General features: G+C 67.2%; 27 protein-coding genes and 1 tRNA gene. 11 read left to right on the forward strand and 17 right to left on the reverse strand.

All coding sequences use genetic code 11. From position 1 onward, the window contains the following. Nucleotides 1–343: 343 nt before the first annotated feature. From N1F91_RS27505 to N1F91_RS27530, 6 genes are all read left to right on the forward strand, one after another. Nucleotides 344–730 (forward strand): DUF4345 domain-containing protein, encoded by a 387-nt coding sequence (locus N1F91_RS27505; protein ID WP_289996900.1) that lies wholly within the window; start codon nucleotides 344–346, stop codon nucleotides 728–730. Nucleotides 731–960: 230 nt separating this feature from the next. Continuing rightward, nucleotides 961–1,521, forward strand: coding sequence for a F0F1 ATP synthase subunit delta (locus N1F91_RS27510; RefSeq protein ID WP_289996901.1), 561 nt, complete (start codon nucleotides 961–963; stop codon nucleotides 1,519–1,521). After that, the gene (atpA, locus tag N1F91_RS27515; RefSeq protein ID WP_289996902.1) at nucleotides 1,521–3,050 is read left to right on the forward strand and encodes a F0F1 ATP synthase subunit alpha; all 1,530 of its coding nucleotides are present in this window, start codon (nucleotides 1,521–1,523) and stop codon (nucleotides 3,048–3,050) included. The genes N1F91_RS27510 and atpA overlap by 1 nt, the downstream gene beginning before the upstream one ends. Nucleotides 3,051–3,073: 23 nt before the next feature. Next, complete coding sequence (locus tag N1F91_RS27520; protein ID WP_289996904.1) at nucleotides 3,074–3,952, forward strand: F0F1 ATP synthase subunit gamma; 879 nt, start codon at nucleotides 3,074–3,076, stop codon at nucleotides 3,950–3,952. 21 nt (nucleotides 3,953–3,973) lie between these two features. Continuing rightward, a complete protein-coding gene (gene atpD, locus N1F91_RS27525) occupies nucleotides 3,974–5,434 on the forward strand; it encodes a F0F1 ATP synthase subunit beta (RefSeq protein ID WP_289996905.1) in 1,461 nt (486 codons plus the stop codon). A 93-nt stretch (nucleotides 5,435–5,527) separates the two neighbouring features. After that, entirely contained in the window at nucleotides 5,528–5,935 is a 408-nt protein-coding gene (locus N1F91_RS27530; protein WP_289996906.1) for a F0F1 ATP synthase subunit epsilon, read from the forward strand. A gap of 159 nt (nucleotides 5,936–6,094) precedes the next feature. Here the strand turns inward: N1F91_RS27530 and N1F91_RS27535 are convergent, their stop codons facing one another. From N1F91_RS27535 to obgE, 14 genes are all read right to left on the reverse strand, one after another. Then, nucleotides 6,095–7,021, reverse strand: coding sequence for an alpha/beta fold hydrolase (locus N1F91_RS27535; protein ID WP_289996907.1), 927 nt, complete (start codon nucleotides 7,019–7,021; stop codon nucleotides 6,095–6,097). A 15-nt stretch (nucleotides 7,022–7,036) separates the two neighbouring features. Beyond that, on the reverse strand, nucleotides 7,037–7,555 hold the full coding sequence (locus tag N1F91_RS27540) for an RNA pyrophosphohydrolase (protein WP_289996909.1): 519 nt from the start codon (nucleotides 7,553–7,555) through the stop codon (nucleotides 7,037–7,039). Between the two features lie 3 nt (nucleotides 7,556–7,558). After that, a complete protein-coding gene (locus N1F91_RS27545; RefSeq protein WP_289996910.1) occupies nucleotides 7,559–8,734 on the reverse strand; it encodes a divergent polysaccharide deacetylase family protein in 1,176 nt (391 codons plus the stop codon). 75 nt (nucleotides 8,735–8,809) lie between these two features. Next, nucleotides 8,810–10,135: a S41 family peptidase gene (locus N1F91_RS27550; RefSeq protein ID WP_289996911.1), complete on the reverse strand. Its 1,326-nt coding sequence runs from the start codon at nucleotides 10,133–10,135 to the stop codon at nucleotides 8,810–8,812. Continuing rightward, the gene (locus N1F91_RS27555; protein ID WP_289996913.1) at nucleotides 10,125–11,423 is read right to left on the reverse strand and encodes a murein hydrolase activator EnvC; all 1,299 of its coding nucleotides are present in this window, start codon (nucleotides 11,421–11,423) and stop codon (nucleotides 10,125–10,127) included. The genes N1F91_RS27550 and N1F91_RS27555 overlap by 11 nt, the downstream gene beginning before the upstream one ends. Nucleotides 11,424–11,640: 217 nt before the next feature. After that, nucleotides 11,641–12,123, reverse strand: a complete 483-nt coding sequence (gene rlmH / locus N1F91_RS27560) for a 23S rRNA (pseudouridine(1915)-N(3))-methyltransferase RlmH (protein ID WP_289996914.1) — start codon at nucleotides 12,121–12,123, stop codon at nucleotides 11,641–11,643. A 20-nt stretch (nucleotides 12,124–12,143) separates the two neighbouring features. Next, on the reverse strand, nucleotides 12,144–12,536 hold the full coding sequence (rsfS, locus tag N1F91_RS27565) for a ribosome silencing factor (protein ID WP_354670568.1): 393 nt from the start codon (nucleotides 12,534–12,536) through the stop codon (nucleotides 12,144–12,146). 130 nt (nucleotides 12,537–12,666) lie between these two features. Further along, nucleotides 12,667–13,974, reverse strand: a complete 1,308-nt coding sequence (locus N1F91_RS27570) for an MFS transporter (RefSeq protein ID WP_289996937.1) — start codon at nucleotides 13,972–13,974, stop codon at nucleotides 12,667–12,669. A 146-nt stretch (nucleotides 13,975–14,120) separates the two neighbouring features. Beyond that, complete coding sequence (locus N1F91_RS27575) at nucleotides 14,121–14,744, reverse strand: nicotinate-nucleotide adenylyltransferase (RefSeq protein WP_289996938.1); 624 nt, start codon at nucleotides 14,742–14,744, stop codon at nucleotides 14,121–14,123. Continuing rightward, nucleotides 14,744–15,040, reverse strand: a complete 297-nt coding sequence (locus N1F91_RS27580) for a type II toxin-antitoxin system RelE/ParE family toxin (RefSeq protein ID WP_289996916.1) — start codon at nucleotides 15,038–15,040, stop codon at nucleotides 14,744–14,746. The genes N1F91_RS27575 and N1F91_RS27580 overlap by 1 nt, the downstream gene beginning before the upstream one ends. Then, the gene (locus N1F91_RS27585; protein WP_289996917.1) at nucleotides 15,037–15,294 is read right to left on the reverse strand and encodes a CopG family ribbon-helix-helix protein; all 258 of its coding nucleotides are present in this window, start codon (nucleotides 15,292–15,294) and stop codon (nucleotides 15,037–15,039) included. The genes N1F91_RS27580 and N1F91_RS27585 overlap by 4 nt, the downstream gene beginning before the upstream one ends. A 32-nt stretch (nucleotides 15,295–15,326) precedes the next feature. Further along, a complete protein-coding gene (locus N1F91_RS27590) occupies nucleotides 15,327–16,610 on the reverse strand; it encodes a glutamate-5-semialdehyde dehydrogenase (RefSeq protein WP_289996918.1) in 1,284 nt (427 codons plus the stop codon). A 10-nt stretch (nucleotides 16,611–16,620) separates the two neighbouring features. Continuing rightward, nucleotides 16,621–17,766: a glutamate 5-kinase gene (proB, locus tag N1F91_RS27595; protein WP_289996919.1), complete on the reverse strand. Its 1,146-nt coding sequence runs from the start codon at nucleotides 17,764–17,766 to the stop codon at nucleotides 16,621–16,623. A 4-nt stretch (nucleotides 17,767–17,770) separates the two neighbouring features. Next, nucleotides 17,771–18,805 (reverse strand): GTPase ObgE, encoded by a 1,035-nt coding sequence (obgE, locus tag N1F91_RS27600; protein WP_289996920.1) that lies wholly within the window; start codon nucleotides 18,803–18,805, stop codon nucleotides 17,771–17,773. Nucleotides 18,806–18,932: 127 nt separating this feature from the next. On the opposite strand from obgE, the gene N1F91_RS27605 reads away from it, so the two are divergent. After that, entirely contained in the window at nucleotides 18,933–19,802 is an 870-nt protein-coding gene (locus N1F91_RS27605; protein WP_289996921.1) for an endonuclease/exonuclease/phosphatase family protein, read from the forward strand. A 14-nt stretch (nucleotides 19,803–19,816) separates the two neighbouring features. On the opposite strand, the gene N1F91_RS27610 is transcribed toward N1F91_RS27605, so the two are convergent. From N1F91_RS27610 to rplU, 3 genes are all read right to left on the reverse strand, one after another. Beyond that, nucleotides 19,817–20,407: a GNAT family N-acetyltransferase gene (locus N1F91_RS27610; protein WP_289996922.1), complete on the reverse strand. Its 591-nt coding sequence runs from the start codon at nucleotides 20,405–20,407 to the stop codon at nucleotides 19,817–19,819. A 121-nt stretch (nucleotides 20,408–20,528) separates the two neighbouring features. Continuing rightward, nucleotides 20,529–20,798: a 50S ribosomal protein L27 gene (gene rpmA, locus N1F91_RS27615; RefSeq protein ID WP_289996923.1), complete on the reverse strand. Its 270-nt coding sequence runs from the start codon at nucleotides 20,796–20,798 to the stop codon at nucleotides 20,529–20,531. 78 nt (nucleotides 20,799–20,876) lie between these two features. Next, nucleotides 20,877–21,446: a 50S ribosomal protein L21 gene (gene rplU, locus N1F91_RS27620; RefSeq protein WP_289996924.1), complete on the reverse strand. Its 570-nt coding sequence runs from the start codon at nucleotides 21,444–21,446 to the stop codon at nucleotides 20,877–20,879. A gap of 371 nt (nucleotides 21,447–21,817) precedes the next feature. Between rplU and N1F91_RS27625 the strand changes: the two genes are divergently transcribed. From N1F91_RS27625 to N1F91_RS27640, 4 genes are all read left to right on the forward strand, one after another. Further along, nucleotides 21,818–21,907: transfer RNA gene (locus N1F91_RS27625), tRNA-Ser, on the forward strand. Between the two features lie 919 nt (nucleotides 21,908–22,826). Continuing rightward, entirely contained in the window at nucleotides 22,827–24,737 is a 1,911-nt protein-coding gene (locus N1F91_RS27630) for a BID domain-containing protein (protein ID WP_289996925.1), read from the forward strand. A 151-nt stretch (nucleotides 24,738–24,888) separates the two neighbouring features. After that, nucleotides 24,889–25,422: a conjugative transfer signal peptidase TraF gene (traF, locus tag N1F91_RS27635; RefSeq protein ID WP_289996926.1), complete on the forward strand. Its 534-nt coding sequence runs from the start codon at nucleotides 24,889–24,891 to the stop codon at nucleotides 25,420–25,422. Beyond that, nucleotides 25,385–26,578 carry a conjugal transfer protein TraB gene (locus N1F91_RS27640; RefSeq protein WP_289996928.1) on the forward strand — a complete coding sequence of 398 codons (1,194 nt, stop codon included), beginning with the start codon at nucleotides 25,385–25,387 and terminating at the stop codon, nucleotides 26,576–26,578. Before traF ends, N1F91_RS27640 begins: the two co-directional genes overlap by 38 nt. Nucleotides 26,579–26,587: the final 9 nt, after the last annotated feature.

A 26,587-nucleotide genomic window follows, 5' to 3' on the forward strand; every position in this document is an offset into this window, starting at 1 on the left:
CTTGCCATGGCTGGCGGCGCCATGTCCGGCCTGCCGCCGTATCACGACACGTCCTGACGTGAACGCTCAGCCGTACCAATCCCATTCCGGGTCCGACTGGCCGGGCGGCAGAGCCGCCTCCTGGCCCGCTGGCGCTGGCGAAAATGCGGGGACAGTTTACCGATTTCGGGAGAGCTCCGGCCGAAACACCCGCGCCCCTCGCCCGAATTCGGTAAACTGTCCCCGTATTTCCGCCGTCACGCGCCTCCCCCGCACGTCCCCGGCATGTCCGGCCCCGTCCCTGCCGCTGGCGAATCGCCCTTGCCACCTGCTACAAGCCGCTGCGATTGCGCGGGAACCCGACATGGAACTGACCCTACCCTGGCCCACCACCACAGGCGAGGCGCTGGCCTTCGGCTCGGCCGCCTGCGCCATCCTCGCCGGCCTCGCCGCGCTCATTCTTCCGGGGCTCTGGGCCGGGCTGACCGGCGAACCGCGCGACCGCGCCGCGGCGTCCTCGGCGCTGCGGGCGGCGTCCGGCTTCCCGATCGGCCTCGGCATCGCGGCGATCATGCTGGCGCAGCCGCTGCTCTATCTCGCCGTCGGCGCCGGCTGGCTGTTTTCCGCCGTCGGCCGCGCGGCGGCCCTTGCCGCCGACCGCACCGCCTGGGGCCTCGGCCTGCTGCGCCTCGTCCTCGACATCCTGCTCGCCGCCCTGCCGCTCGCCTATGCCTTCGGCTACCTCCCCTGAGGCACGATGCGGCGGCGGTGCCCGGTTTGATGCGACAAAACTGACGCGAAACCATATGCCTCGGGTTGTTGCGAGTCCGGAATGCCTGTGCTAGACGGCAATCGACTTTCGGCCCGGGGATCGGCACGCTCGGATTTGTGGTCGAAATAATTCAATTAGGTCAGAGGGTTAGCCAGAGTCTTGAACTCGCGCCGAAATCCTGCGGCCATCTCAGGAAGAGAAGACCGTTCGTGGCACAGTCTACTTCGCCAGTTTCAGACGTCGCGGGCCGCTACGCGGGCTCGCTGTTCGAGCTTGCGCTCGACGAGAAGAGCGTCTCCCAGGTCGAATACGACCTGCTCGCCTTCGAGGGCCTGATCGAGGAGAGCGCCGATCTGAAGCGCCTCATCGAGAGCCCCGTCTTCTCGGCCGACGACCAGTACCGCGCTATCTCGGCGATCGCCGAGAAGGCGGGCCTGCACGGCCTCGTCGGCAATTTCCTCAAGGTCGTGGCCAAGAATCGCCGCCTGTTCGCCGTTCCCGGCATCATCAAGGCGTTCCGCGCCATCGCCGCAGAGCATCGCGGCGAGGTCGTCGCCGAAGTGACGGCCGCCCATGCGCTGACGCGCGAACAGGAAGCCGAACTCAAGGCCGCGCTGGCCGAGGTCGCCGGCAAGACCGTCACCGTCAAGGTCACGATCGATCCCTCCCTGCTTGGCGGCCTCGTCGTGAAGATGGGTTCGCGCCAGATCGACACGTCGCTCAAGACCAAACTCAATTCGCTCAAGCTCGCACTTAAAGAGGTCGGCTGATGGACATCCGCGCCGCGGAAATTTCCGCAATTCTGAAAGACCAGATCAAGAACTTCGGCAAGGAAGCCGAAGTGTCCGAAGTCGGCCAGGTCCTGTCGGTCGGTGACGGCATCGCCCGCGTCTACGGCCTCGACAACGTCCAGGCGGGCGAGATGGTCGAGTTCCCCGGCGGCATCCGCGGCATGGCGCTGAACCTCGAGACCGACAATGTCGGCGTCGTCATCTTCGGTGCCGACCGCGACATCAAGGAAGGCGACACCGTCAAGCGCACCGGCACCATCGTCGACGTGCCGGTCGGCAAGGGCCTGCTCGGCCGCGTCGTCGACGCGCTCGGCAATCCGATCGACGGCAAGGGCCCGATCGAGGCGACCGAGCGTCGCCGCGTCGACGTCAAGGCGCCCGGCATCATTCCCCGCAAGTCGGTGCACGAGCCGATGTCGACCGGCCTCAAGGCCATCGACGCGCTGATCCCGATCGGGCGCGGCCAGCGCGAACTCGTCATCGGCGATCGCCAGACCGGCAAGACCGCCATCCTGCTCGACACCTTCCTCAACCAGAAGCCGATCAACGACGGCGACGACGAGAGCCAGAAGCTCTACTGCGTCTACGTCGCCGTCGGCCAGAAGCGTTCCACCGTCGCCCAGTTCGTGAAGGTGCTCGAGGAGCGCGGCGCGCTGCAGTACTCGATCATCGTCGCGGCCACCGCATCCGACCCGGCGCCGATGCAGTTCCTGGCGCCCTTCGCGGGCTGCGCCATGGGCGAGTTCTTCCGCGACAACGGCATGCACGCCGTGATCGGCTATGACGACCTGTCCAAGCAGGCCGTCGCCTACCGCCAGATGTCGCTGCTGCTGCGTCGTCCGCCCGGGCGCGAGGCCTATCCGGGCGACGTGTTCTTCCTGCATTCGCGCCTGCTCGAGCGCGCCGCCAAGCTCAACGACGAGAACGGCAAGGGCTCGCTCACCGCGCTTCCGGTCATCGAGACGCAGGCCAACGACGTGTCGGCCTACATCCCCACCAACGTGATCTCGATCACCGATGGCCAGATCTTCCTCGAGACCAACCTGTTCTTCCAGGGCATCCGCCCGGCGGTGAACGTCGGTCTCTCGGTGTCGCGCGTCGGCTCGGCCGCACAGGTCAAGGCGATGAAGCAGGTGGCCGGCTCGATCAAGGGTGAGCTCGCCCAGTATCGCGAGATGGCCGCCTTCGCGCAGTTCGGCTCGGATCTCGACGCCGCCACGCAGCGCCTGCTCAACCGCGGCGCACGCCTGACGGAGCTCCTGAAGCAGCCGCAGTTCTCGCCGCTGAAGACGGAAGAGCAGGTCGTCGTCATCTTCGCCGGCGTCAACGGCTATCTCGACAAGATCCCGGTCGCCAAGGTCGGCGAGTTCGAGCGCGGCCTGCTGACGCACATGCGTGCCGACGGCAAGGCCGTTCTCGAGGGCATCCGCGTCGAGAAGGCCCTGTCGGACGATCTCCGCGCCAGGCTGAAGGCCGAGATTGACGCCTTCGCCAAGAACTTCGCCTGATCGGTCGGGAGTAGGGTCGAGGCATGCCTTCACTCAAGGATCTGCGAAACCGCATCGCCTCGGTGAAGGCGACGCAGAAGATCACCAAGGCGATGCAGATGGTCGCCGCGGCGAAGCTGCGTCGCGCCCAGGAAGCGGCGGAGGCGGCGCGGCCGTATTCGCAGCGCATGGGCGCGGTGCTGGCCAACATCGCAGCCGCCGTGTCGGGCGACGACGCGCCTACGCTGATGACCGGCACCGGCAGGGACGACGTGCACCTGCTCGTCGTCGCGACCGCCGAACGCGGCCTGTGCGGCGGCTTCAACAGCCAGATCGCCCGTCTCGCGCGCGAGCACATCCGCCGGCTGCTGCGCGACGGCAAGACGGTGAAGATCATCACCGTCGGCAAGAAGGGCGCGGACATCCTGCGCCGCGACCATGCCAAGCTGATCATCGAGCGCATCGAACTGCGCGACGTCAAGCAGGTCGGCTTCGTCAACGCCGACGCCATCGCGAAGAACATCACCCAGCGCTTCGCGGCGGGCGAGTTCGACGTCTGCACGCTGTTCTATTCGGAGTTCAAGTCGGTGATCTCGCAGGTCCCGACCGCCCAGCAGATCATCCCGGCGAGCGCTCCCGCCGCGCCGGCCGCCGATGCCTCGGCATCGTCGATCTATGAATACGAGCCGGATGCGGGCCAGATCCTGTCGGACCTGATCCCGCGCAACATCTCCGTCCAGATCTTCCGCGCGCTGCTCGAGAATGCGGCGGGCGAGATGGGCGCCAAGATGACGGCCATGGACAATGCGACGCGCAATGCCGGCGACATGATCAGCAAGCTGACGATCACCTACAACCGTCAGCGGCAGGCGCAGATCACCAAGGAACTGATCGAAATCATCTCGGGCGCGGAAGCGCTCTAGACATCGAAGAGGGTAAGAGAAATGGCTATAGCAGCTAACCCGAAGGCCGCGGCCGCCACCGGCAGGATCGCGCAGGTCATCGGCGCTGTCGTCGACGTGTCGTTCGAAGGCGCCCTGCCTCCGATCCTGAACGCGCTCGAGACCGACAACGGCGGCAACCGCCTCGTCCTCGAGGTCGCCCAGCATCTCGGCGAGAACACCGTCCGTTGCATCGCCATGGACTCCTCCGAAGGCCTCGTGCGCGGCCAGCCGGTCACCGACACCGGGTCGCCGATCACCGTGCCCGTCGGCGAGGAGACGCTCGGCCGCATTCTCAACGTCATCGGCGAGCCGGTCGACGAAGCCGGTCCCGTCCCCTCGACGCTCCGCCGCGCCATTCACCAGGAAGCGCCGGCCTATGTCGATCAGTCGACCGAGGCGCAGATCCTCGTCACCGGCATCAAGGTCGTCGACCTGCTCGCGCCCTATGCCCGCGGCGGCAAGATCGGCCTGTTCGGCGGCGCCGGCGTCGGCAAGACCGTGCTGATCCAGGAACTGATCAACAACATCGCCAAGGCGCATGGCGGCTATTCCGTCTTCGCCGGCGTCGGCGAGCGCACCCGCGAGGGCAACGACCTCTATCACGAGATGATCGAGTCGGGCGTCAACAAAGACCCGCACGAGAACGACGGCTCGACCGCCGGTTCGAAGTGCGCCCTCGTCTTCGGCCAGATGAACGAGCCGCCCGGTGCCCGCGCCCGCGTCGCGCTGACCGGCCTCACCATCGCGGAGCACTTCCGCGACCAGGGTCAGGACGTGCTGTTCTTCGTCGACAACATCTTCCGCTTCACCCAGGCCGGCTCGGAAGTGTCGGCGCTGCTCGGCCGCATTCCTTCGGCCGTGGGCTATCAGCCGACGCTGGCCACCGACATGGGCCAGATGCAGGAGCGCATCACCTCGACCCACAAGGGTTCGATCACTTCGGTGCAGGCCATCTACGTTCCGGCCGACGACTTGACCGATCCGGCCCCCGCCACCTCGTTCGCCCACCTCGACGCGACGACGACGCTCAACCGCTCGATCGCCGAGAAGGGCATCTATCCGGCGGTGGATCCGCTCGATTCGACCTCGCGCATGCTCGATCCGCAGATCGTCGGCGAGGAGCACTACCAGGTGGCGCGTTCGGTGCAGCAGACGCTGCAGCGCTACAAGTCACTGCAGGACATCATCGCGATCCTGGGCATGGACGAGCTGTCGGAAGAGGACAAGATCACGGTCGCGCGCGCCCGCAAGATAGAGCGCTTCCTGTCGCAGCCCTTCTTCGTCGCCGAGGTGTTCACCGGTGCACCGGGACAGCTCGTGCCGCTCGAGGACACGATCCGTTCGTTCAAGGGGCTTGTCGCGGGCGAGTACGACCATCTGCCGGAAGCGGCGTTCTACATGGTCGGCTCGATCGAGATGGCGCTCGAGAAGGCACAGCGTCTCGCCGCCGAAGCAGCGTAATCAACGATTGGCGAACAGGGAGTAGCGAACAGGTTTGGCCGGCTGACGAGGCGATCGTCCTTCGCCACTGGCCATCCGCTTCGCTAGGTTTGAATGGCACAATCCTTCAAGTTCGAGCTGGTTTCGCCGGAGCGCCTGCTCGTCTCCGCGCAGGTCGAGTCCGTGGTCATTCCGGCGACGGAAGGCGAGATGACGGTGATGGCGAACCACGCGCCGGTCATGACCACCATCAAGCCGGGCGTGGTCGCGATCACCGTGGCCGGCGGCAAGGTCGACCGCTACGTGGTGTTCGGCGGCTTCGCCGACATCCTGCCGGAAGGCTGCACGCTCTTGGCCGAATCGGCGATCCACGTTGACCAGATCGACCGCGCCGACATCGCGCGGCGCATCAAGGAAGCCCAGGAAGACCTCAACGATGCCGCCGATCATCACGGCAGGACGAAGGCCGAGGAGTATCTCGGCCAGCTCACGACGCTCCAGGGCGCCATCCTGCCCGCCTGACGGGCGGTTCCCTGACGAGACCGAACGAGCCGGGCCGCGAGGTCCGGCTTTTTTCGTTCCGGGCGCGACGATCGAATGGTCGGCGACGGGTCGTGCGTCCTTCGAGGCTCGGCTTCCCCGAGCGCCGCAGGATGAGGATCGTGGGATGCGGTACGCTGCCTATTCGCCCACCGCCCGCACGAACACGGCGATCGCATCCGCGAGCCCGCTCGTCAGCGCTGTATCGGGATCGGAATAGGTCGCGACATTGCCGGCGAAGTCGGCCGGTGCATCGGCCAGCACGTGGTTCATGGCGGGGAACCAGCGGCTTTCCACGTCCGGCCGCGCCTGCGCGAGGGCGTCGAAGTCGGCGCGGGTGACCTGGATGTCCGTCCCGCCGCCGACCACCAGCGCCGGCATGGCCACCGCGGCAAGCGTCTCCGCCGGCCGCAGCGACAGCATCGAGATCATGAAGGGCTGAACCGACGGGCGAAACAGCCCGGCGAGCGTCGGCGGCACGGCACCGACCCGCCGGCCGGCCTCCAGTTCGCCGAGAATCGCCAGTGCTTCGGCGCGGCCCGGCTGCGGCAGGTTGGAAAGCTGGTCGCGCAGCGTCTCGCCCGGCGGACGTCCTGGGGTGGCCAGGAGGACGAGGCCGGCGAAGGTATCCGGCGCCGCCTTCGCCGCCTCGATCGCCACCATGCCGCCCTCGCTGTGCCCGAGCAGCACGAGTGGCCGGCCGGGGTATGCGGCCGCCGCCCAGCCGATGACGCTTCGCAGGTCCTCGACATAGGTCGCGATGGTCACGTCGGCCTCGTCGCCGGCCGGCGCGCTGCCCGGCAGGCCGCGCTTGTCGTAGCGCAGGCTGGCAATTCCCCGCTCGGCGAGGGCACCGGCGAGCTTGCGCAGGTAACCGGCCCTGACGCCGAGCACGCTGTTGCCGTCGCTGTCGGTGGGGCCGGAGCCCGCGACCATCACGACCAGCGGGCCGGCCCCCGAAGGGTCTTCGAGCGTTGCGGGGAGGCCTCCTGCATCGACGGGCCGTCCGGCTGCTGAGGAGGCGAAGGACATCGTCATTGCCGCCAGGAGGAGGAGACAGCGCAGCATCGCGGCATGCGCCGCTCAGGCGGCGAGATGCCGGAAGGCGGCGATCACGTCCTCGTAGACCTTCCGCTTGAACGGCACGATCAGCCCCGGCAGTTCGTCGATCGGCTTCCACGCCCAGGCGTCGAACTCGGGCGTGTGGCCGCCCGGCGGCGGGTTGATCCGGATCTCGCTCTCGTCGCCGTCGAAGCGGAAGGCGAACCAGCGCTGCGTCTGGCCGCGATACTTTCCCTTCAGTGCGACGCCGACCAGTTCCGGCGGCAGGTCGTAGTTGATCCAGTCCGGCGCTTCCGCCAGCAGCGAGACCGACATCATGCCGGTCTCCTCATAGAGCTCCCGCAGCGCCGCGGGATGCGGATCCTCGCCCGGGTCGATACCGCCCTGCGGCATCTGCCAGAGCTGGACGGCGCCGTGCATCTCGTCGTTGGGAATGACGATCCTGCGCCCGGCCCAGACCAGACCGGCGGGATTGAGCACCATGATGCCGACGCAGGGCCTGTAGGGCAGGCTCTCGGGATGCTTCGACGCGGTGCTCATTTCCTATCCCCCCGTGCTGCTCGCCGTGACGGCCGACACCGGCACGACCTCGATGCCCCGCTTGCGGACCGCCCTCGCCCACTCCGCCACCGCATCGACCGTCACGTCGAAGGCGGTGCCGGTGCCGATGGCGAAGCCCCGCGCCCGGGCCGTGGCTTCCAGCTCGTCGAGCTTCGCCAGGATACTGCCGCGGTCCCTCGCCTGGTCGATCACGAGGTCGCCCTGCGCGTAAGGCACGTCGCTCTCGGCCGCAAGGGTCTGCGCGACGCTGCGTGCGGAGGACCCGTCGTCGAGATAGGAGAGGCCGCGCTGGCCGAGCTCCCGCATGATCGGCGCGAAGGCCTGCTGATCGGCGGTGAAACGGCCGCCCATGTAGTTCATGACGCCGGTGTAGTTGGTCGTTCGCGACAGCGCCCAGTAGAGGTTCTCGATGTTGTGCCGGACCTCGGCCTCGACCGTCAGCGTGTTGCGGCCGGGATTGACGCGCGGATAGTCGAAGGGCTCCAGCGGCAGCTGCATCATGATCTCGTGGCCCTGGCCGCGCGCCGCCTGCATCCAGCGTCCAAGGCTGTTGCCCTGGGGTGCGAAGGCCAAAGTGATCTCGGGCGGCAGCTTCGCGATCGCGTCCTGCGTGCCGGTCTGGGAGAGACCGAGACCGCCGATCACCAGCGCCACCCGCGCCCCGCGCGTGCCGGACCACGGCCGCGCATAGACCTCGGCCGCCCGCCGTCCATCGGGTCCGCGCGCCGGCAGCGGGCCCATCTCGGACTGTTCGATCAGGGCCCGGTCGGGCAGATGCGCGACGCGCAGGTTCTGGCCGAGCGACGACGGATCGTGGATGACGATGACGTTGGAAGCGGGTTCGGCCGGAGGATTGACCCGGATGATCGACGGACCCGGCACCGTGGCGCCGTCCGCGGGTGTCGTCCGAAGGGGCGTGGCTGCCGGTTCGGCGGACGAGGAGGCCGCGACCTCGACGGGCCCGGACGACGCCTCGACCGCCAGCCTGTCGTCCGGAACCCGGAAAGGCTCCGGCTGCAGCGCAATGCCGGCGCCAGCGCCCAGGATGGCGAGTGCCGCGAGAGCGCCGACGACGCTCGACCCCCGCGGCCGGAAGGACCGGCCCGCTGGACGTTCGCGCCTGTCCTGCCCGAGCGGACGATCGAGTTCCTTTGTCACGGGCGGCTGGCGAGGTCCTGTCGGATGGGGGAGGCAGGGAGGCGCCGGCGGCATGACCGCCGGCGCCTGATCAACTTACTGCTGCAGGACGGCCTGGTCCGGATTGGGCGGGAAAGCCGGATCCGTCTTGGTGCCTTCGAGCAGTTCCTTGGCATAGGCCAGCTGCAGGTCGTCCTTCGGATCCGGCGGCACGTAGGCAGCGGAGCCCGAGCCTTCCTCGTCCTCTTCGGCGCCCTTGATGTGGCCGCGCAGTTCGGACTCGCCGCGGCTCACGTCGCGGCCGAGCAGTTCGTCGGGCAGCGGCTGCTCGACGCGGATGTCGGGCGTGATGCCCTTGCCCTGGATCGACTTGCCGGCCGGCGTGAAGTAGAGCGCGGTGGTCAGCCGCAGCGCACCGTTCTCCGACAGCGGGATGATCGTCTGCACCGAGCCCTTGCCGAACGAGCGGGTTCCGAGCACCGCCGCACGGCGATGGTCCTGCAGGGCGCCGGCGACGATTTCCGAAGCGCTGGCCGAACCGCCGTTCACGAGCACGATCACCGGCTTGCCGTCGGTGAGGTCGCCGGCACGGGCGTCGAAGCGGGTGACGTCCTTGGGATCGCGGCCGCGGGTGGAGACGATCTCGCCGCGGTCGAGGAAGGCGTCGGAGACGCTGACCGCCTGATCGAGCAGGCCACCCGGGTTGAGCCGCAGGTCGAGCACGTAGCCCTTCAGCCGGTCCGCGGGAATTTCCTTGCGGATCGTCGAGATGGCGCTGCGCAGGTCGTCGAAGGTCTTCTCGGTGAAGGACGTGATCTTCAGGTAGCCGATGTCGCCCTCGACGCGGTACTTGACCGCCTTCACCTTGATGATGTCGCGGATGATCTTGATCTTGATCGGCTCGGTGGCGCCTTCGCGCAGGACCGTGAGCTCGATCGGCGTGTTGACGCCGCCGCGCATGCGGTCGACCGCATCCGCAAGCGTCAGGCCGCGAACCTCCTCGCCGTCGATATGCGAGATCAGGTCGCCGGCGATGACCCCGGCGCGGGCGGCCGGCGTGTCGTCGATGGGCGTGATCACCTTGACCAGCTCGTTCTCCATCGTGACCTCGATGCCGAGGCCGCCGAATTCGCCCTTGGTCTGGACGCGCATGTCCTGCGCCGCTTCCGCATTCATGTAGGACGAATGCGGGTCGAGCGAGGTGAGCATGCCGTTGATGGCGTTCTCGACCAGCTTCTGATCGTCCGGCGGCGTCACGTATTGCGCGCGCACCCGTTCGAAGATGTCGCCGAAGATCGCCAGCTGGCGATAGGTGTCGGAACCAGCCGCGTTCGCGGTCGAGCCGGGAGAGCCGTACACGACGCTCATGGCGGTAGCGCCCATCAGAGCGCCCGCGAACAGAAGCGACAACCTACGTACCATTTCCTGTCCTTCCAGAACTGCGCTCCGCCCACCAAGGCGACGGATCGACGGGTTTTCCATCCTTGCGAAACTCTATGTAGAGCTCCGGATTGTCATCGGTACTGCCGAACGCCATCACGCTGGCGAGCCTTGCCTCGCCCATCGTGCCGAGCGGCTCTCCAGCGAGAACCGACTGACCCAGCGCGACGTTGATCCGGTCCATCCCCGCCAGAACGACATGATAGCCACCGCCAGCGTCGAGGATCAAGAGTTGACCGTATGATCGGAAGGGACCTGCATAGAGAACCACCCCGTCAGCCGGTGAAGTAACGATAGATCCCGATTGTGTTTGAACGGTGTCTCCCATCATCCGGCCGCCGATCGCGTCGGGCTCGCCGAAGTGGCGAATGAACCGGCCCGAGACCGGCAGCGCGACCTGTTTCTTCATGGTTTCGAAGGAGATGCCGGCCTCGAGCCGGTTCTGCTCCGGGATCGGCCGGCCGGCCGCTTCCGCCTCGCGCCGGGCGCGTTCCTCCTCTGCCTGGCGCGCGGCCTCCGCGGCCTTGCGCACCGCGTCGATCTCGCCTTCCAGGGCCGCGATCAATTCCTTGAGAGTACCCGCCTTGGCGGCGAGTTCCTCGGTCCGCCGCCGCTCCGCCTGGGCGAATGATTCGTTGCGGGCGAGCAGCTTGCGTTTCTCCTCGAGGAGGAGGGACAGCCGCTGCTTTTCGTCGGCCTGCTCGCGGATCGTCGCCAGCAGCCGTTCGCGCTCCTCCCCGATCGCCCCGCGCAGCGAAGCGAGTTCCCTGATGTCGGAGAGGAGGATCGCCGTCTCGGTGCGCAGTTCCGGGACGACGGCGCCGAGCACGATGGCGCTGCGCACCGAGGCGAGCGCGTCCTCGGGGCGCACGAGGATCGCCGGCGGAGGATTGAGCCCCATCCGCTGCAGGGCGCCCAGAACCTCTGCCAGCACGCCGCGCCGCGCCTTCAGGGACCGGCGGATGGACGCCTCCTGCTCCTTCAGCCCGTCCAGCCGCTCCTCGATCGACGCCACGTCGTCGGCAAGCTTCCGCTCGGTCTTGGCGGCCTGGACGAGGGCCGCCGTCACCGCGGCATTGTCCTTGCGAACCGCCGCGATCTCGGCCGCCAGCTCGGCGAGGCGCTTCTCCGACAGGGTCATCGCCTCGGCGATGCGCTGGTATTCCGATTCCGTCTCCGTGCGCCGCGCCTCGAGCACGCTCGCATCTTCGACCGCCCGCGCCGGGGATGAGGCGACGGTCACCATCTGAACGGACAGCAGGACGGCCATTCCGGCACGCAGAAGACTGCGCGCCGGGCGTCTCGTTCCATCGATGGAATGACGTCCGCTCATGACCCCACACTAGGAAGGCTCCGGTTAAGGAAGCATCAACCATAAGGCGCCGGATGCAAGCCCTCCGCCGCTCATGGACGTCCTTGACGCTGCTTTTTGTCCAAAAGATGCGGAACGAGGCCCGGTCCCGGGCGGGATCGCCGCCCGGGATCGTTCAGGACCGGTGGTAGGGGTGGCCCGACGCGATGGAAACTGCGCGGTAGAGCTGTTCGGCCAGCATCACCCTGGCCAGCTGGTGCGGCCAGGTCAGGGCGCCGAAGGAGAGCGTCAGAGCTGCCCGCTGCGCGAGCTCCGGGGCATGGCCGTCCGGCCCGCCGATCGCGACCACGAGGTCGCGCTGGCCATTGTCCCGCCACTTGCACAGCCAGGCGGTGAGATCTTCCGAGCCGATGTTCTTTCCCCGCTCGTCAAGCAGGACAAGCGCGGCGCCGTCGGCCAGCAACCGCTCGAGCTTCGCCGCTTCCTCGCGCTTGCGCTCCGGCGCATTCGCGCTGCGGGACTCGGGCACCTCGACGACGCCCGCCCACTCCAGGCCGACCGCCGGGCCGGCCTTTGCGAAACGGTCGAAATAACGGTCGGCCAAATCCCTTTCGGGGCCGGCCTTCATCCGACCCACGGCATGAACGACGATCCGCATCCCGACCCTTCGGAAACGGTTCAGTGAACCGTTTCTTCCTCCATCTCCGGCGCCTGCCACATCTTTTCGAGATTGTAGAAGTCGCGGACCTCGGGCCGGAAGACGTGGACGATGATGTCGCCGGCATCGATCAGCACCCAGTCGGCGCTGGCGAGACCTTCGACCCGGGCGGTACCATGCCCGGCTTCCTTGAGCGCCTTGATCAGGTGATCCGCGACGGCCGAGACATGACGGTTGGAGCGGCCGGAGGCCACGATCATGTAGTCGGCGAGGCTGGATTTGCGCTGGATGTCGATCGTCACGACATTTTCGGCCTTCGAATCTTCCAGAGAGTCGAGGACGGTCTTCAAGGCATGGGAGGGGCCATTTCGGCTCATCCCGGCCGGCGAAGGCGTGATTTCAGCCTTCTTCACCAAAGCTGTTCTCAGTGTCTTCCCTTTCGCAGCAAGAACAACGTGATCATCGGTCGGGCGACCGACGATACCCCGAAGATAGGCAGAGTCCCCTTGCAGTTTCAAGACAGGCCTCGTCCGGTCGGTCGACTCAACCCTGCGACGTTGAAGAAGTTCCTTCATCGGCGGGCGCGAAGGCGAGATCGGCGGCCGGCGGCGCCTGTGCCGACAGGGGCGAAAAATCGCCGCTGGCATCCGCGGGAACCGCATCCGTCTGGGTCAGCCGCCAGGCGACGAAGCCGCAGAAGGCGACCGCGATCAGGATCGCGATGCCGATGAAGGCACCGGTGCCGACGAAGGCGGTCAGCATCGTCGCCAGCCCCGGGATGACGAAGCCCGAGAGCGACCAGGCAAAGAGCATGGTGCTCGACAGGACCACGAGGTCGCCCTTGTCCGCACGGTCGTTGGCGTGGGCGCTCGAGATCGAATAGATCGATTCGGTCGCGCCGCTCCACACCATGTAGACCAGCACCATCCAGCCGAAGGCCCAGCTGTCGGCTCCGATCGCGAGCAGCCCCGCCAGCGCAACCAGGATCGAGGCCGCGACGAGCACGTAGCGCCGATCCATACGGTCCGACAGCCAGCCGAAGGGCAGCTGGACGATCAGCGTGCCGAGCGGCATGGCGAGCAGCAGCAGGGCGATGGCGTTCTTGTCGAAGCCGATGGCCGTCGCGTGGATCGGCGCGAAGCCCGCCACCATCATCGAGAGGCCGCCGACCGCCAGCATGCCGGCGAGCCCGACGGGCGAGATCGCCCAGGCGCGGCGCAGCGCGATCGACGCGATCGGCGGGGCCGGCGGCGTGCGCAGGCGCGTCAGGCCGACGGGAACGATCGACAGTGCCGCGAATGTGATCGCCAGCAGCGGCGCTGCGTTGCCCATCGCGTCGATGAAGGCGAGCAGGTAGGAGCCGAGGCCGAGGCCGACGATGTAGCTCATATAGAAGGTGGCGGTGACGCGGCCCCGGATGGAGTTGTCGACGACGTCGTTCAGCCAGCTCTGGGCGACGATGAAGAGCCCGCAGATGGCGAAGCCGTAGAGCGCGCGCGCCGCGATCCACAGCCACGGGTCGACCATCAGGCTGACAACGACGTTGGACAGGATGATCAGCGCCGAAAACGTCATGAAGGCGCGGGCATGGCCGACGCGGGTGACCATGCGGCCGGTGAGGAAACACCCCGCCATGCCGCCGGCCGACAGGCCGGTGAGGATGAGGCCGGCCCAGGTGGGCGGAAAGCCTTCCGCCCCGAGCCGCACCGGAATGAAGGCGAACATCAGTCCGTTGCCGACCGCCACCAGCGCCGACGACAGGATGACGCTGGTGATGGCGATGAACGGCGCCGAGATCACCGCGGTGGCGTCGGCGCTGTCGGCGGCATGGTCGGAAGAAACGTCTGTCATCATCGCCGATCATTGATCCATCCGCGACGTCGCGAAAGCGACAAAAGCGGCAGAAACTGTCCGGATGAGGACGATGCTTCGGCGGCTTCGCGAAACTCCGCGGGGGACAGCCGCAACATGCCCCCCGACCGTTCCCGCGAACGCCCTCAGCCGTCGTCCTGGGCGAGCCTGAGTGCGGTGGAGGACAGCGAGGAACGCGGTCCGTGCACGAAGGTCCAGGCGGGCGCACGCCGGCGCGCCAGCAGCGGTGCCCCCTCCTCGTCGACCCGGGCGCGGGCGAAGGTCTTGGCCATGACCGAGGAGAGGAAGGCGAGCGTCGAACCCGGCCGGTCGATGACCGCGATGGGAAAGGTATCGACGATGTCGCGCCAGCGCTGCCAGCGGTGGAAGGAGGCGAGGCTGTCGGCGCCCATGATCCAGACGAAATCGACGCCGGGGTTGCGCTGCCTGACCAGCGCCAGCGTATCGGCCGTATAGCGGATGTGGTGTGCGGCTTCGAACGCGGTGACCTTGACGCGGGGATCGTGGATCAGCCTTTCCGAGCGCGCGATGCGTTGCCCGAGCGGTGCGAGCTGCGCAACGCTCTTCAGCGGGTTGCCGGGCGTGACGATCCACCAGAGCTGGTCGAGCCGCAGGCGCCTGAGCGCGATCTCCGCCACCAGCGCATGGCCGGCATGGGGCGGATTGAACGAGCCGCCGAACAGCCCGACCGCCATGCCCTTCTCGACATGCGGCATGCGCAGATAGCGGTCCCCGAGGTTGGAGAGCATCATTCTGCCGGCCATTCGCCTTCGGGCCAGTCGCGGCTGCCGTGGATCACGCGCAGGACGGTGACGCGGTCGTCGCTCATCGCATAGGCGAGGATGTAGGGCGTGCGCTGCACGACCTTCTCGTAGTTCGCGGCCACCCGGCCCGGCCGGCCGGTCGGGATATCCTGAAGTCCGGAGGCCGTGTCGTCGATGCGATCGACCAGCGCGATTGCGGCTTTCGGGTTGTCGAGAGCCACGTGGCGCAGAACCGCGTCCAGATCGTCGAGTGCGTCATCGGACCAGACGACCGTTCTCATTTCCGCGAGGCGTCTGCGACAGTCTTCCTCATCCTGGCCATCGCGTCGGCATGCTGTGTGACGCGTCCCGCTTCCATGTCGTCGAGCCCGCGCTTGATCCCCTCGATGATCGCCAGTTCGCGTTCGACGTAGTCGGCGATCGCTTCACCGGCCAGGAACGACTTCGAGCGCCGGGTTTGGCGCGCGAGTTGCTCGAGCCGAGCCTTGGTCTCGCTCGGCATCCGGATGGTGACCGTCTCGGATTGTGTGCTCATGTGTACAGGCTACCACACGGGGGTCGACGGCGCTACGACCTGACCTGCCCCGTCCCGCGCACCCGGTACTTGAACGAGGTCAGCTGCTCAACACCGACCGGGCCGCGCGCGTGCATGCGCCCCGTCGCGATGCCGATTTCGGCGCCCATGCCGAACTCGCCGCCGTCGGCGAACTGGGTCGAGGCATTGTGCAGCAGGATCGCCGAATCGATCTCGTTGAAGAACCGCTCCACCGCATCGGCATCCTCGGCCACGATCGCTTCGGTATGGTGCGACGACCAGGTCTCGATGTGGTCGATCGCGCCCGAAACGCCGTCGACCAGCTTCACCGAGATGATGGCGTCGAGATACTCGGTCGACCAGTCGGCATCGGTCGCCGCCTTCGCGTGCGGAAAGCGGGCGAGAACCTCGGCATCGGCGCGGATCTCGCAGCCGGCGGCAGCGAGCGCCTCGAGGATCGGCACGAGGTGCGTGTCGGCGCAGGCGCGGTCGACCAGCAGCGTCTCGGCCGCTCCGCAGATGCCGGTGCGGCGCATCTTGGCGTTGACGGCGATCGTCACCGCCATGGCGAGATCGGCCGAGCGGTCGACATAGAGGTGGCAGATGCCTTCCAGATGCGCGAAGACCGGCACGCGGGCCTCGGTCTGCACGCGCTCGACGAGGCTGCGCCCGCCGCGCGGGATGATGACGTCGAGATTGCCCGACAGGCCCTTCAGCATCTCGCCGACGGCGGCGCGGTCGGTCACCGGCACGAGCTGGATCGCGTCGGCGGGCAGGCCGGCGGCTTCCAGCCCCTCGACCATGCAGGCGTGGATCGCCCGGGACGAATTCACCGAATCCGAACCGCCGCGCAGGATCACCGTGTTTCCGGCCTTGATGCAGAGCGCGCCGGCGTCGGCCGTGACGTTCGGCCGGCTCTCGAAGATCACGCCGATGATGCCGAGCGGCGTGCGCACGCGCTCGATGTGCAGGCCGTTCGGCCGGTCCCACGCGGCGATCGTCTCGCCGACCGGATCCTTCAGCGCCGCGATCGAGCGGATGCCTTCGGCAATGGCCTCGATGCGGGCGGGCGTCAGCTTCAGCCGGTCGAGGAAGGATGCCGCCAGCCCGTTCTCCGCGCCCGCCGCCATGTCGAGGGCATTGGCGTCGAGGATCGCCTGCTCGTTGCGCCGGATCGCCTCGCCCATGGCCTGGAGCGCCGCGTTCTTGGTGGCGGTGCCGGCGAGCGCCAGTGGCCGCGCCGCTGCCCTGGCCTTGCGGCCCATCGCGGCCATCAGCTCGGCAATGTCGGTGCGGCTCTCGGGCCTGGTCAGCATCGTCCTCGTCCTAATCCTGGATTTCCATGTGCTTTTCAGCCGTTCCGGTCACCACCATGTCGTCGCGGTGAACCATCGCCGCTCGCGCCTCGTGGCCGAGCACCGCGGCGATCTCGGCGCTGCGCAGGCCGGCGATCCGCACCGCGTCCGCCGCGTCGTAGGCCACGAGGCCGCGCGCCACCTCGCGCCCCTCGGGCGAGAGGACGGCCACGGTGTCGCCGCGGGCGAAGTTGCCGTCCACGCGCCGCACGCCCGCCGGCAGCAGCGACTTGCCCTGCATCAGCGCGCCGACCGCCCCGGCATCGACGGTCAACCGCCCCGCGGGCTCGAGATTGCCGGCGATCCAGGTCTTGTAGCCGCGCACGGGATGGTCGCTCGGCTTGAAATACGTCGCGCGCTCGCCCCGGTCGATGGCCGAGAGCGGGTTCAGCCGGGTGCCGGACGTGATGATCATCGCCGTGCCGGCCGCGGTGGCGATCTTGCCGGCGTCGAGCTTGGTGCGCATGCCGCCGCGCGACAGTTCCGACGCGGCGGCCCCGGCCATCGCCTCGATCTGCGGCGTGATGCGGTCGACGACCGGGATGAAGGTCGCGCCGGGATCGAGCGCCGGCGGCGCGGTGTAGAGCCCGTCGATGTCAGACAGCAAAACCAGCAGGTCGGCGCCCATCATGGTGGCGACGCGGGCGGCCAGCCGGTCGTTGTCGCCGTAGCGGATCTCGCTCGTCGCGACCGTGTCGTTCTCGTTGATGACCGGCACCGCCTTCATCTTGAGCAGGGTCGACATGGTGGCGCGGGCATTGAGATAGCGGCGGCGCTCCTCGGTGTCGCCCAGCGTCACCAGCACCTGGCCGGACCTGAGACCATGGCGGCCGAGCTCCTCCGACCAGGCACCGGCGAGCGCGATCTGGCCGACGGCTGCCGCCGCCTGGCTTTCCTCGAGCTTCAGCGCCCGGCGGCCGAGCTCCAGGATGGTGCGGCCGAGCGCGATGGCGCCCGACGAGACGACGCACATCTCGACGCCTGCCCGCGACAGATCCGCGACGTCGGCACAGAGCGACGACAGCCAGTCGCGCTTCAGCCCGTTCTGGCGGTCGACCAGGAGGGCCGATCCGATCTTCACCACGATGCGGCGATGCGAAGACAGCAAGCGGGTCATGCGCCTAGTCCTGCCACCTGTCATCGTCCTCGACCGGTGCTTCCGCCGCGCGCGCCTCCTCGACCACGGCCATCAGCCGGCGCAGGGCCTCCTCGACGCCCTCGCGCGTGGCCGACGACAGCATCAGCGGCGCCACGCCCGCCGCGCGCTTCAGCGCCGCGGCCTTCTTCTTGCGCTCGTCGGCGTCGACCGTGTCGACCTGGCTCAGCGCCACGATCTCCGTTTTTTCGCCCAGCCCGTGGCCATAGGCCGCCAGCTCCTTGCGGATCGTCTTGTAGGCCTTGCCCGGATGCTCCTCGCGCGCCGAGACCAGGTGCAGGATGACGCGCGTGCGCTCGACATGGCCAAGGAAGCGGTCGCCGATGCCCGCACCTTCATGCGCGCCCTCGATGAGGCCGGGAATGTCGGCGATGACGAACTCGCGCGCATCGACGCGCGCCACGCCGAGGCCCGGATGCAGCGTCGTGAAGGGATAGTCGGCGATCTTCGGCTTGGCGGCCGTCACCGAGGCGAGGAAGGTCGACTTGCCGGCATTGGGCAGGCCGACGAGACCGGCGTCGGCGATCAGCTTCAGCCGCAGCCAGATCGTCATCTCCTGGCCTTCGAGGCCGGGATTGGCCCTCCGCGGCGCCTGGTTGGTCGAGGTCTTGAAATGGGCGTTGCCGAAGCCGCCATTGCCGCCCTTGGCGATGAGGAAGCGCTGGCCGACCTCCGTCATGTCGGCGATCAGCGTCTCGTTGTCCTCTTCGTAGATCTGGGTACCGGCGGGCACTTTCAGCACCACGTCGTTGCCCTTGCCGCCGGCGCGATTGCGGCCCATGCCGTGCGTGCCGGTCTGTGCCTTGAAATGCTGCTGGTAGCGATAGTCGATCAGCGTGTTCAGCCCGTTGACGGCCTCGATCCAGACGTCGCCACCGCGGCCGCCATCGCCGCCGTCGGGGCCGCCGAACTCGATGAACTTCTCGCGGCGGAACGACACCGAACCGGCGCCGCCGTCGCCGGAGCGGATGTAGACCTTGGCCTGGTCGAGGAACTTCATGACGAAAACTTTCGAACTTGCTGTCACACGCCAGTTGCGGGCGCGGGCGACGACTGCTTTAGAGCATGCCTCGACGAGGCGCGAGGGGCGATACCCGCGGAATCCGCGGTTCCGGAGGCATTAAACGATGAAATGCGTGACCTACAACATCCAGTACGGCATCGGGCTCGACGGGAATTACGATCTTGGCCGCATTGCCGACGCGGTGCGCGGCGCCGACCTGATCGCCCTGCAGGAGGTCTCGCGCAACAACCCGCAGAACGCCGGCCGCGACATGGTGGCGGAACTCGCCGACCTGCTCCCGGAGTATTTTTCCGTCTTCGGTGCGCCCTTCGGTGCCGACATGGGTTCGGCCATCGAGAACGGCAAGGCCGTGACCCGGCATTTCCAGTTCGGCAACATGATCCTGTCGAAGACGCCGATCCTCTCGTGGCGCAACCATCTGCTGCCGCGCATGCGCACCTACGACCGGCTCAACCTGCAGCGCGGCGCGCTCGAGGCCATGGTGATGACGCCCTTCGGCCCGCTGCGCGCCTACTCCGTCCATCTCGACCACACGAGCCCGGCGGAGCGCATGGCGCAGATGCGGTTCCTGGTGGAAAAGGCCCTCTCCTACGCCCGCGAGGGCGGCGCGCTGACCGGCACGTCGGAGCTGCACTTTCCCGAGCCGCCGCATCCGGAGGGCTTCATCCTGATGGGCGACTTCAACCTGGAGCCCGGCAGGGACGAGTACCGCCAGATCACCGGCATTCCCGACGTCGAGTTCGGCCTTGCGCGGCGCGCGGATCTGCTCGTCGATGCCGCCACCCTCGCCTCCGGCGGGCCGGGCGAGCGCATCACCTGGATCGATCCGCGCCACCCGGACGACCGGACGCGCCAGCGCTGCCTCGACTACCACTTCGTCCACGCCTCGCTCGCCCCGCGCGTGAAATCCTGCACCATCGACGAGGCGGCGGTCGGTTCCGACCACCGTCCCGTCTGGCTGGAGCTGGAATAGCCGCGGGGCCATCGTCAGATCTGGCCCCAGCTGCGCAAGCTGACCCAGGTGCGCCGGTCGAGCCGGTAGCGCTCCACCGGAACCTGTCCGGCAACCAGCGAATCCAGCATGCCCTGGCCGGAATACTGGAAGCCGCACTTGTGGATGACGCGCCGCGAGGCGGCGTTCGTCACCCGGCACGACACGTGCAGCACCTCGATCCGCGTCGCCCGGAAGGCGAGGTCGACGGCGGCATGCGCGGCTTCGGTGGCGTAGCCGCGGCCCCAGTAGGGCTGGCCGATCCAGTAGCCGAGCTCCAGCCCGTGCGCCCGGGCGTCGAGCCCGATGCAGCCGATGAAGGCGCCGTTGTCGGAGTTGGTGATGGCGTAGACGCAGCCGCCGTTGCCGCGCTGCCTGGCACCGGCGATGAAGGCGCGCGCTTCGGCCTCGCCATAGGGATGCGGCATGCGGCCGAGCATTTCGGCCACGCGGCGGTCATTGGCGAGTTCCGCCAGTTCCGCGACGTCGTCGGCGTGAGGCGGGCGCAGCACCAGCCTCTCGGTCACGACGACCGGGCAGTCTATCCGCAGACTTTCGTCTTCGACGTCTTCCTTCTCGGCAACCATGGGCCAGTCCTCGGGTCAAAGAAAAAGGGGAGATGGCGGCCCATCTCCCCTGATCCCATTCTGGACTGTCCAGACACCGGTTCCCGAGATGGGGCGCCGATGTTGGTGGTGCGGATATCGGCTACTCCGCGGCTTCCTGCATCGGGTTTACCGACACGTAGGTTCGTCCATTGGCTTTCTTCTGGAAGGCGACGGCGCCGGCCTCGAGGGCAAACAGCGTGTGATCCTTGCCGATGCCGACATTGGTGCCGGGATGCCACTTGGTGCCGCGCTGACGAATGATGATGTTGCCGGCGCGCACGGCCTCGCCGCCGAACTTCTTCACGCCAAGGCGCTTGGATTCCGAATCGCGACCGTTGCGCGAGGAACCGCCGGCTTTCTTGTGTGCCATTTTTCTACTCCTTTGCGCCGCCTGGGCGCTTCGAATGACTTATGGGCGCAAACGCGCCCGGTTTCAACCGGGCGGGGCTTAGTTCGCCAGTTCCTTGGCCTGCTCGCGCCAGTCCGAGATCTGGTCGGCGCTGAACGGCATGTTGGCGTCGATCCGCGCGACGTCCTCGTCCGAGAGGGCAGCGATCTGCGCGAAGGTGGTGACGCCCTGCTCCTTGAGCTGGCGCGCGGCGACCGGGCCGATGCCCTTGATCTTGGTCAGGTCGTCGCCCTTGCCTTCCGGCGCGGTGAACAGCGGCGAAGGCTTTTCGGCAGCGGCCTTCGACGGAGCCGCACCGCCGGTCAGGATCTCGGAGATCCGCACGGTGGTGAGCAGCTGGCGATGGCCGCGCTTGCGGCGCGAATTCTGGCGGCGGCGCTTCTTGAAGGCGATGACGGTGGGCGCGCGGCCCTGCTCGACGACTTCTGCAGCGACCGAAGCGCCGTCCACGAAGGGCGCGCCGAAGGTCACGTTCTCGCCTTCGCCGAAGGCCAGCACATGGCCGATGGTGACGATCTCGCCGACGTCGCCGGCGATGCGCTCGATGGTGATGGTGTCGTCGGCGGCGACGCGGTACTGCTTCCCGCCTGTCTTGATGACTGCGAACATTTTGAACCTTTCCTGTTCGGTCCGGCCTGAACGCGATGCGCCCGGCCGTCTTTTTATCAGTCGTTGATGGTGTCCGTACCGCCTGCGGCGTCCGAACGGCTTCCGGCTGGAACGCCTCGACCGCGGATCCCGGACGGGCCGCCTCGTCCCTCGAACGACGGGAGGAGCAAGGCGCTCGATCCGGGTGCCGCCGTTCCGTGGCGCCCAAACGACAACCGGCGCGGAAGGACCCACGCCGGAAGTCAAGCCCCGTTAATGGAGAGGCGACGCAAAGTCAAGGCAGCCGTGTCCGGCGGTTCGAAATAGGCCTTGTATCCTCGCCGTCCCTTCGCTATCAGTGCGCCGCGCCCGAGTGGCGCCCACGGCACCGCGGAGAGGTGGCAGAGTGGTCGAATGCACCGCACTCGAAATGCGGCATACTCGCAAGGGTATCGGGGGTTCGAATCCCCCCCTCTCCGCCACATCCTTGGGCCTCTTCCCCAATTTGCGCTAACCGTCTGTTCCGTTTGGGAAATCATTTCCCGCAGCTCCCGACCGAGGGAGATGGAAGGTGGACTTTTCGCAGAATGTATCGTCCGATGTATCGTCGGACATATCGCTGGACGTATCGTCGAACCCGGTCGTACGCAGGCCGTATCCGCCTGCCGGGGGAAACGCGAGGAATGGATCGCCGGGGCGATACCTCGTCCGGTCAGGATCCGTTTATCTTTTCCAGATCAGGATGCCTGAAGACATCGGCGGATCGCCCGCGCGCACCCTGCGCATCGGCCTGGGTCCGCTGACGGCAAGACAGGCGCGGGTCGAGGCGGAGCTGCTGGCGGCGCTCGCCCGCACCCGCTTCGAACAGATCAGGACAGCACGCATGCAGGACGATCACCCAGAGAGCGACGAAGGCGACATTGCTCCGGCGATCGCGGCCGCGGAGGTCAAGGGCTACCTCATGGCCATGCGCAGCCTGCTCGACGGGTCTCCGCCCCCCACACCCCCGCACCAGGAGCCCTGGCTTCGCAGGGATTCGCGGGCTTGTCTCGCTCAACCGCGAACTCGCGAAGGGCGCGGAGGGCAACCCACTCGTCATCGACAATGCCGACATGCTGAAGGCGCAGTCGATCGCCCGCATCAAGGAGACGGTCGACATCGCCGACGGGGCGAAGAAGATTGCGCCAGCGCCTCAGCAGCGCGAACCGCCCGCACCGCCTGCCGATACCACAGGGCTCGAGGTTGAAAGTTCGCCGCCTTCTGCCCCCTCCCCCTCTGAAAGCGAGCAGCGCACTCGTTTCTGCTGTCCAAGTCGAGACGTCGAAGCCAGTCGCTTCTGGACGAATTCATCGGGACGAGAATGGGAAGATCATCCCCGGATTTCGCCTCGACAGGCGATCCGTGGCGCGCAAGCCCTCCGACCTGCCGCGTCTCAGCGAAGTGGCCGAGGAGTATTTCGCTGCACGCGAGGTCAAGCTTGGCGAGGGCCACAAGGACATCAAAACGGCCCGCATGCGCCTTGGGGTGTTCCTCGACCTGATCGGAGATCACCAGGTCGATACCTATACGTCGGCCGACCTTCAGGCGTTCATCGCCCTTATGACCCATTGGCCCGCTCAGGAACGTAACAGACCGTCGGACAAGTCGCCGCGCGAAATCCTCGCAGCCAATGCCGATCTCCGCTTCAAGCCCCTGAAGCGTTCGGCGCTTGAAGACGGTTATGTCACCGCTGCCAGATCAATCATCCGGTACAAGATGACGGACTACGAATATTCCGATCCGTTCCTGAACGCGAAACTAACATATCCGGAAACCGCGGCGCCGAAGCAGTCGACTGAGCCGTTGAGCTCGGAGCAGAAGAGCAGGATTTTCCGGACCGGCGTGGAAGGAGGTCTGCTCGACGAAGCGATCCTGCCGCTCCTGGGCGACCTGACCGGGCGCCGGCTTGGGCTTCTGGTGCACCTTCAGGGAAGCGACCTCCGCGAAAAGTATCCTGGCGTGTTCGTGGCACAGACCAGCGGCATCGTCCTAAATGCAGACGGCGTATGGCGCCGTGTCCCGATCAAGACCGACCAGATCGTCTTCCTCAAGAACGACAGCACGCTTGGCGTCAAGAATGGCATGCTAGCCAAGGTCGTCGAGGCCGCGCCCGGACGGACTATCGCCGAGGTCGGCGAGGGCGAGGCGCGACGGCGGATCGAGATCGATCAGCGCACCTACCGCAACCTCGACCACAGGTATGCAACGACCATCCACAAGTCCCAAGGCGCGACCGTGGATGGCGTCCGGGTGCTCGCGTCGCTGTCGCTGAACCGGCACCTGACCTATGTCGCCATGACCCGGCACCGCGAGAATGTGACGCTCTATTACGGCAAGCGGTCGTTCGCGTTTGCCGGCGGGTTGACGAAAATCCTGTCCCGGCGTGACGCGAAGGAAACCACCCTCGACTACACCGGCGGCCGCTTCTACGCGCAGGCTCTGAGCTTCGCCAATAGCCGTGGCCTCCACCTTGTCCGCGTGGGGCGAACCCTGCTGCGCGACCGCCTCGACTGGACGCTGCGCCAGCAGGCCCGTCTCGCCGAGCTCGGCGAAAAGCTGAGGTCCGTCGGCGTACGCCTGGGCGTCTTCGATCGTCAGGCTTCCACCCCCGTCCATTCAACCCGAAAGGCCGAACCCATGGTCAAGGGCGTCACCAGCTTCGCGCTGACGATCACCGATGCCGCCGAAGCCAAACTGCAATCGGACAAGGCGCTCGCCAAGCAATGGGACTTGGTCTCCGATCGCATTCGTCGGGTCTATGCCGAACCCGAGACCGCGTTCCGTGCCATGCGCATCGAGGCAGCATTCTCTGACCCCAGCACTCGGTCCGATCGCCTGCGGCAGATTGAGCAGGCGCCGGCGAGCTACGGACCGCTGCGCGGTCGCACCGGCATCCTCGCCAGCAGCGCTGACAAGAATGACCGGCGCATCGCCAAGACCAATGTGCCGGCGTTGCGCCGCGATCTCGAGCGCTACTTCGTGATGCGCGAGCAGGTGATGAAGCGGCTGGTCGTTGAGGAGGCCGGACAGCGCCAGCGGGCATCGATCGACATCCCGGCGCTATCCCCGCGGCCGCGTCCGTGCTCGCCAAAGTGCGGGATGCGATCGACCGCAACGATGTGCCTGCGGCGCTCGGTTTCGCGCTCGCCGATCGCATGGTCAAGGCCGAGATCGACGCTCTCAACGGGGCCGTCAAAGAGCGTTTTGGCGAACGGGCACTCCTTGGCAAGGCCGCCATGGATACAGACGGACCGGCGTTCAAGGCGGCCTTGATCGGTCTCGCACCGGCAGAGCAGCAGCACCTCGCATCGGCCTGGCCAGTGATGCGTGCCGCCCAGCAGCTCGCCGCCCACGAGCGCACAGTGGCGGCACTTAAGGAGACGGAGGGGCTGCGCCAAACGCAACGCCAGGGGCAGGTCCTGAAATGACCGCCCGTCCCTGCGCGATTGCAATCATCGTCGTGTCGCTGGCGACCCTGGCTGTGTTCGCGAGCGTGGGCTCCGTCACCGGTTTGCGGGTCAATCTGACGCCCAGCTATCCGCTTGGTCTGTGGCGCATCGAGCCACTGACGCGCGCCGTGGCGGTCGGCGATCGCATCCTCATCTGCCCGCCACAGGTGGCAGCCTTCGCGCTGGCTCGGGAGCGCGGCTACCTTGGCCGAGGACTTTGCCCGGGATGGTTCTCGCCGCTCATCAAAACAGCCGTCGCCGTCGCCGGTCAGCATGTTGTTATCGATGGATCAATTACTGTCGACGGCGTCCGTCTCGCGCATTCTTTCGTCCGCCCGATCGATGGGGAGGGCCAGGCGCTCGCACCCGACGCCGGCGGCATCGTGCCGACCGGCAAGCTTTTTCTCTTCTCCGAATTCGCAGGTTCCTATGACTCGAGATATTTCGGGCCCATCCCGGCTGCCGGCGTCCTTGGCCTGGCTCGCCCGGTCCTGGTCCTCGACCCCTGAGACGGCGCGTTCGGCTCTGCTTGTCATCGCAGCAATCGCCATCGGGCTGATCGCCTGGAGCGGCGAACCGCGCTTGCTGCCGGCAGCGATGCTCTTCCCCGCGCTTTGGGCGCTGGCTCCGACGCGGCTCAGCGCCGCGCTTGTCGCGGGCGGCTACTTTCTCTCCGCCTCGCGCGGTCTGCCGCAGGGCGTCAGCAATTTCTACGGCGCCGGCTTTGCGGCCGGCATCGCGCTCTGGATCGCCGCGTCCTTCTTGTTCGTCGCCACGAACGGGCTGTTGTGGACCAAACGACCGGGCAGGGCGCGCGTGATCCGCTACGCGATCATCGCGGTGCTGCTCAGCATCCCGCCTGTCGATATCGTCGGCTGGGCGCACCCGATCACCGCCGCTGGCATCCTGTTTGCTGGCTGGAGCTGGTTCGGGCTTGGCGCGGCAGCAATCGGCCTACTCGTCATGACGACGAGATTTCGGCCGATCGCGATCCTGACACTTGGAGGTCTCTGGATCTGGTCCGCCGCGAACTGGACCGACCCCAGTCTGCCGGAAGGATGGATTAGCGTCGACACAGAATTCGGTGGCAGCAACGGCCAATATGCCGACTACGAGCAGCATCTCGAAACCATCAACCGCGTCCGGGAAGCGGCCGAGGCGGGTGCTTCCGTCATCGTGCTGCCCGAGAGTGCGCTGGGCGTCTGGACGCCGACGATCGAGCGGCTCTGGACGCGCGCGCTCGGGGACCTCGACGCCACGGTCTATGGCGGGGCCGCCATCGTCGACGAAACCGGATATGACAATGTCATGCTCGAGCTGTCGGGGCAAAGTGCGGTCGCCCGATATCTGGAGCGCATGCCGGTTCCCGTCTCGATGTGGCAACCCTGGCTTGGCCTCATCGGCGTGCCGGCCAGTGCCCGAGCGTACTTCTTCGCCAATCCTGTGGTCGCGGTGCGAGATGCCCGAGTTGCGACGCTGACCTGCTACGAGCAGCTGCTCGTCTGGCCCATCCTGCAATCGGCTCTCCACACACCCGACGTCCTGGTCGCCCCCGCGAACGGATGGTGGACGGGCGACACGGACATCGTGGCCGTTCAGATCGCCGCGACCAAGGCGTGGAGCCGGCTGTTCACTCTCCCTCTCATTATCGCAATCAACACCTGATCGGAGCAC

It is taken from the genome of Aquibium sp. ELW1220 (genome assembly GCF_030398385.1).
GTDB lineage: Bacteria > Pseudomonadota > Alphaproteobacteria > Rhizobiales > Rhizobiaceae > Aquibium.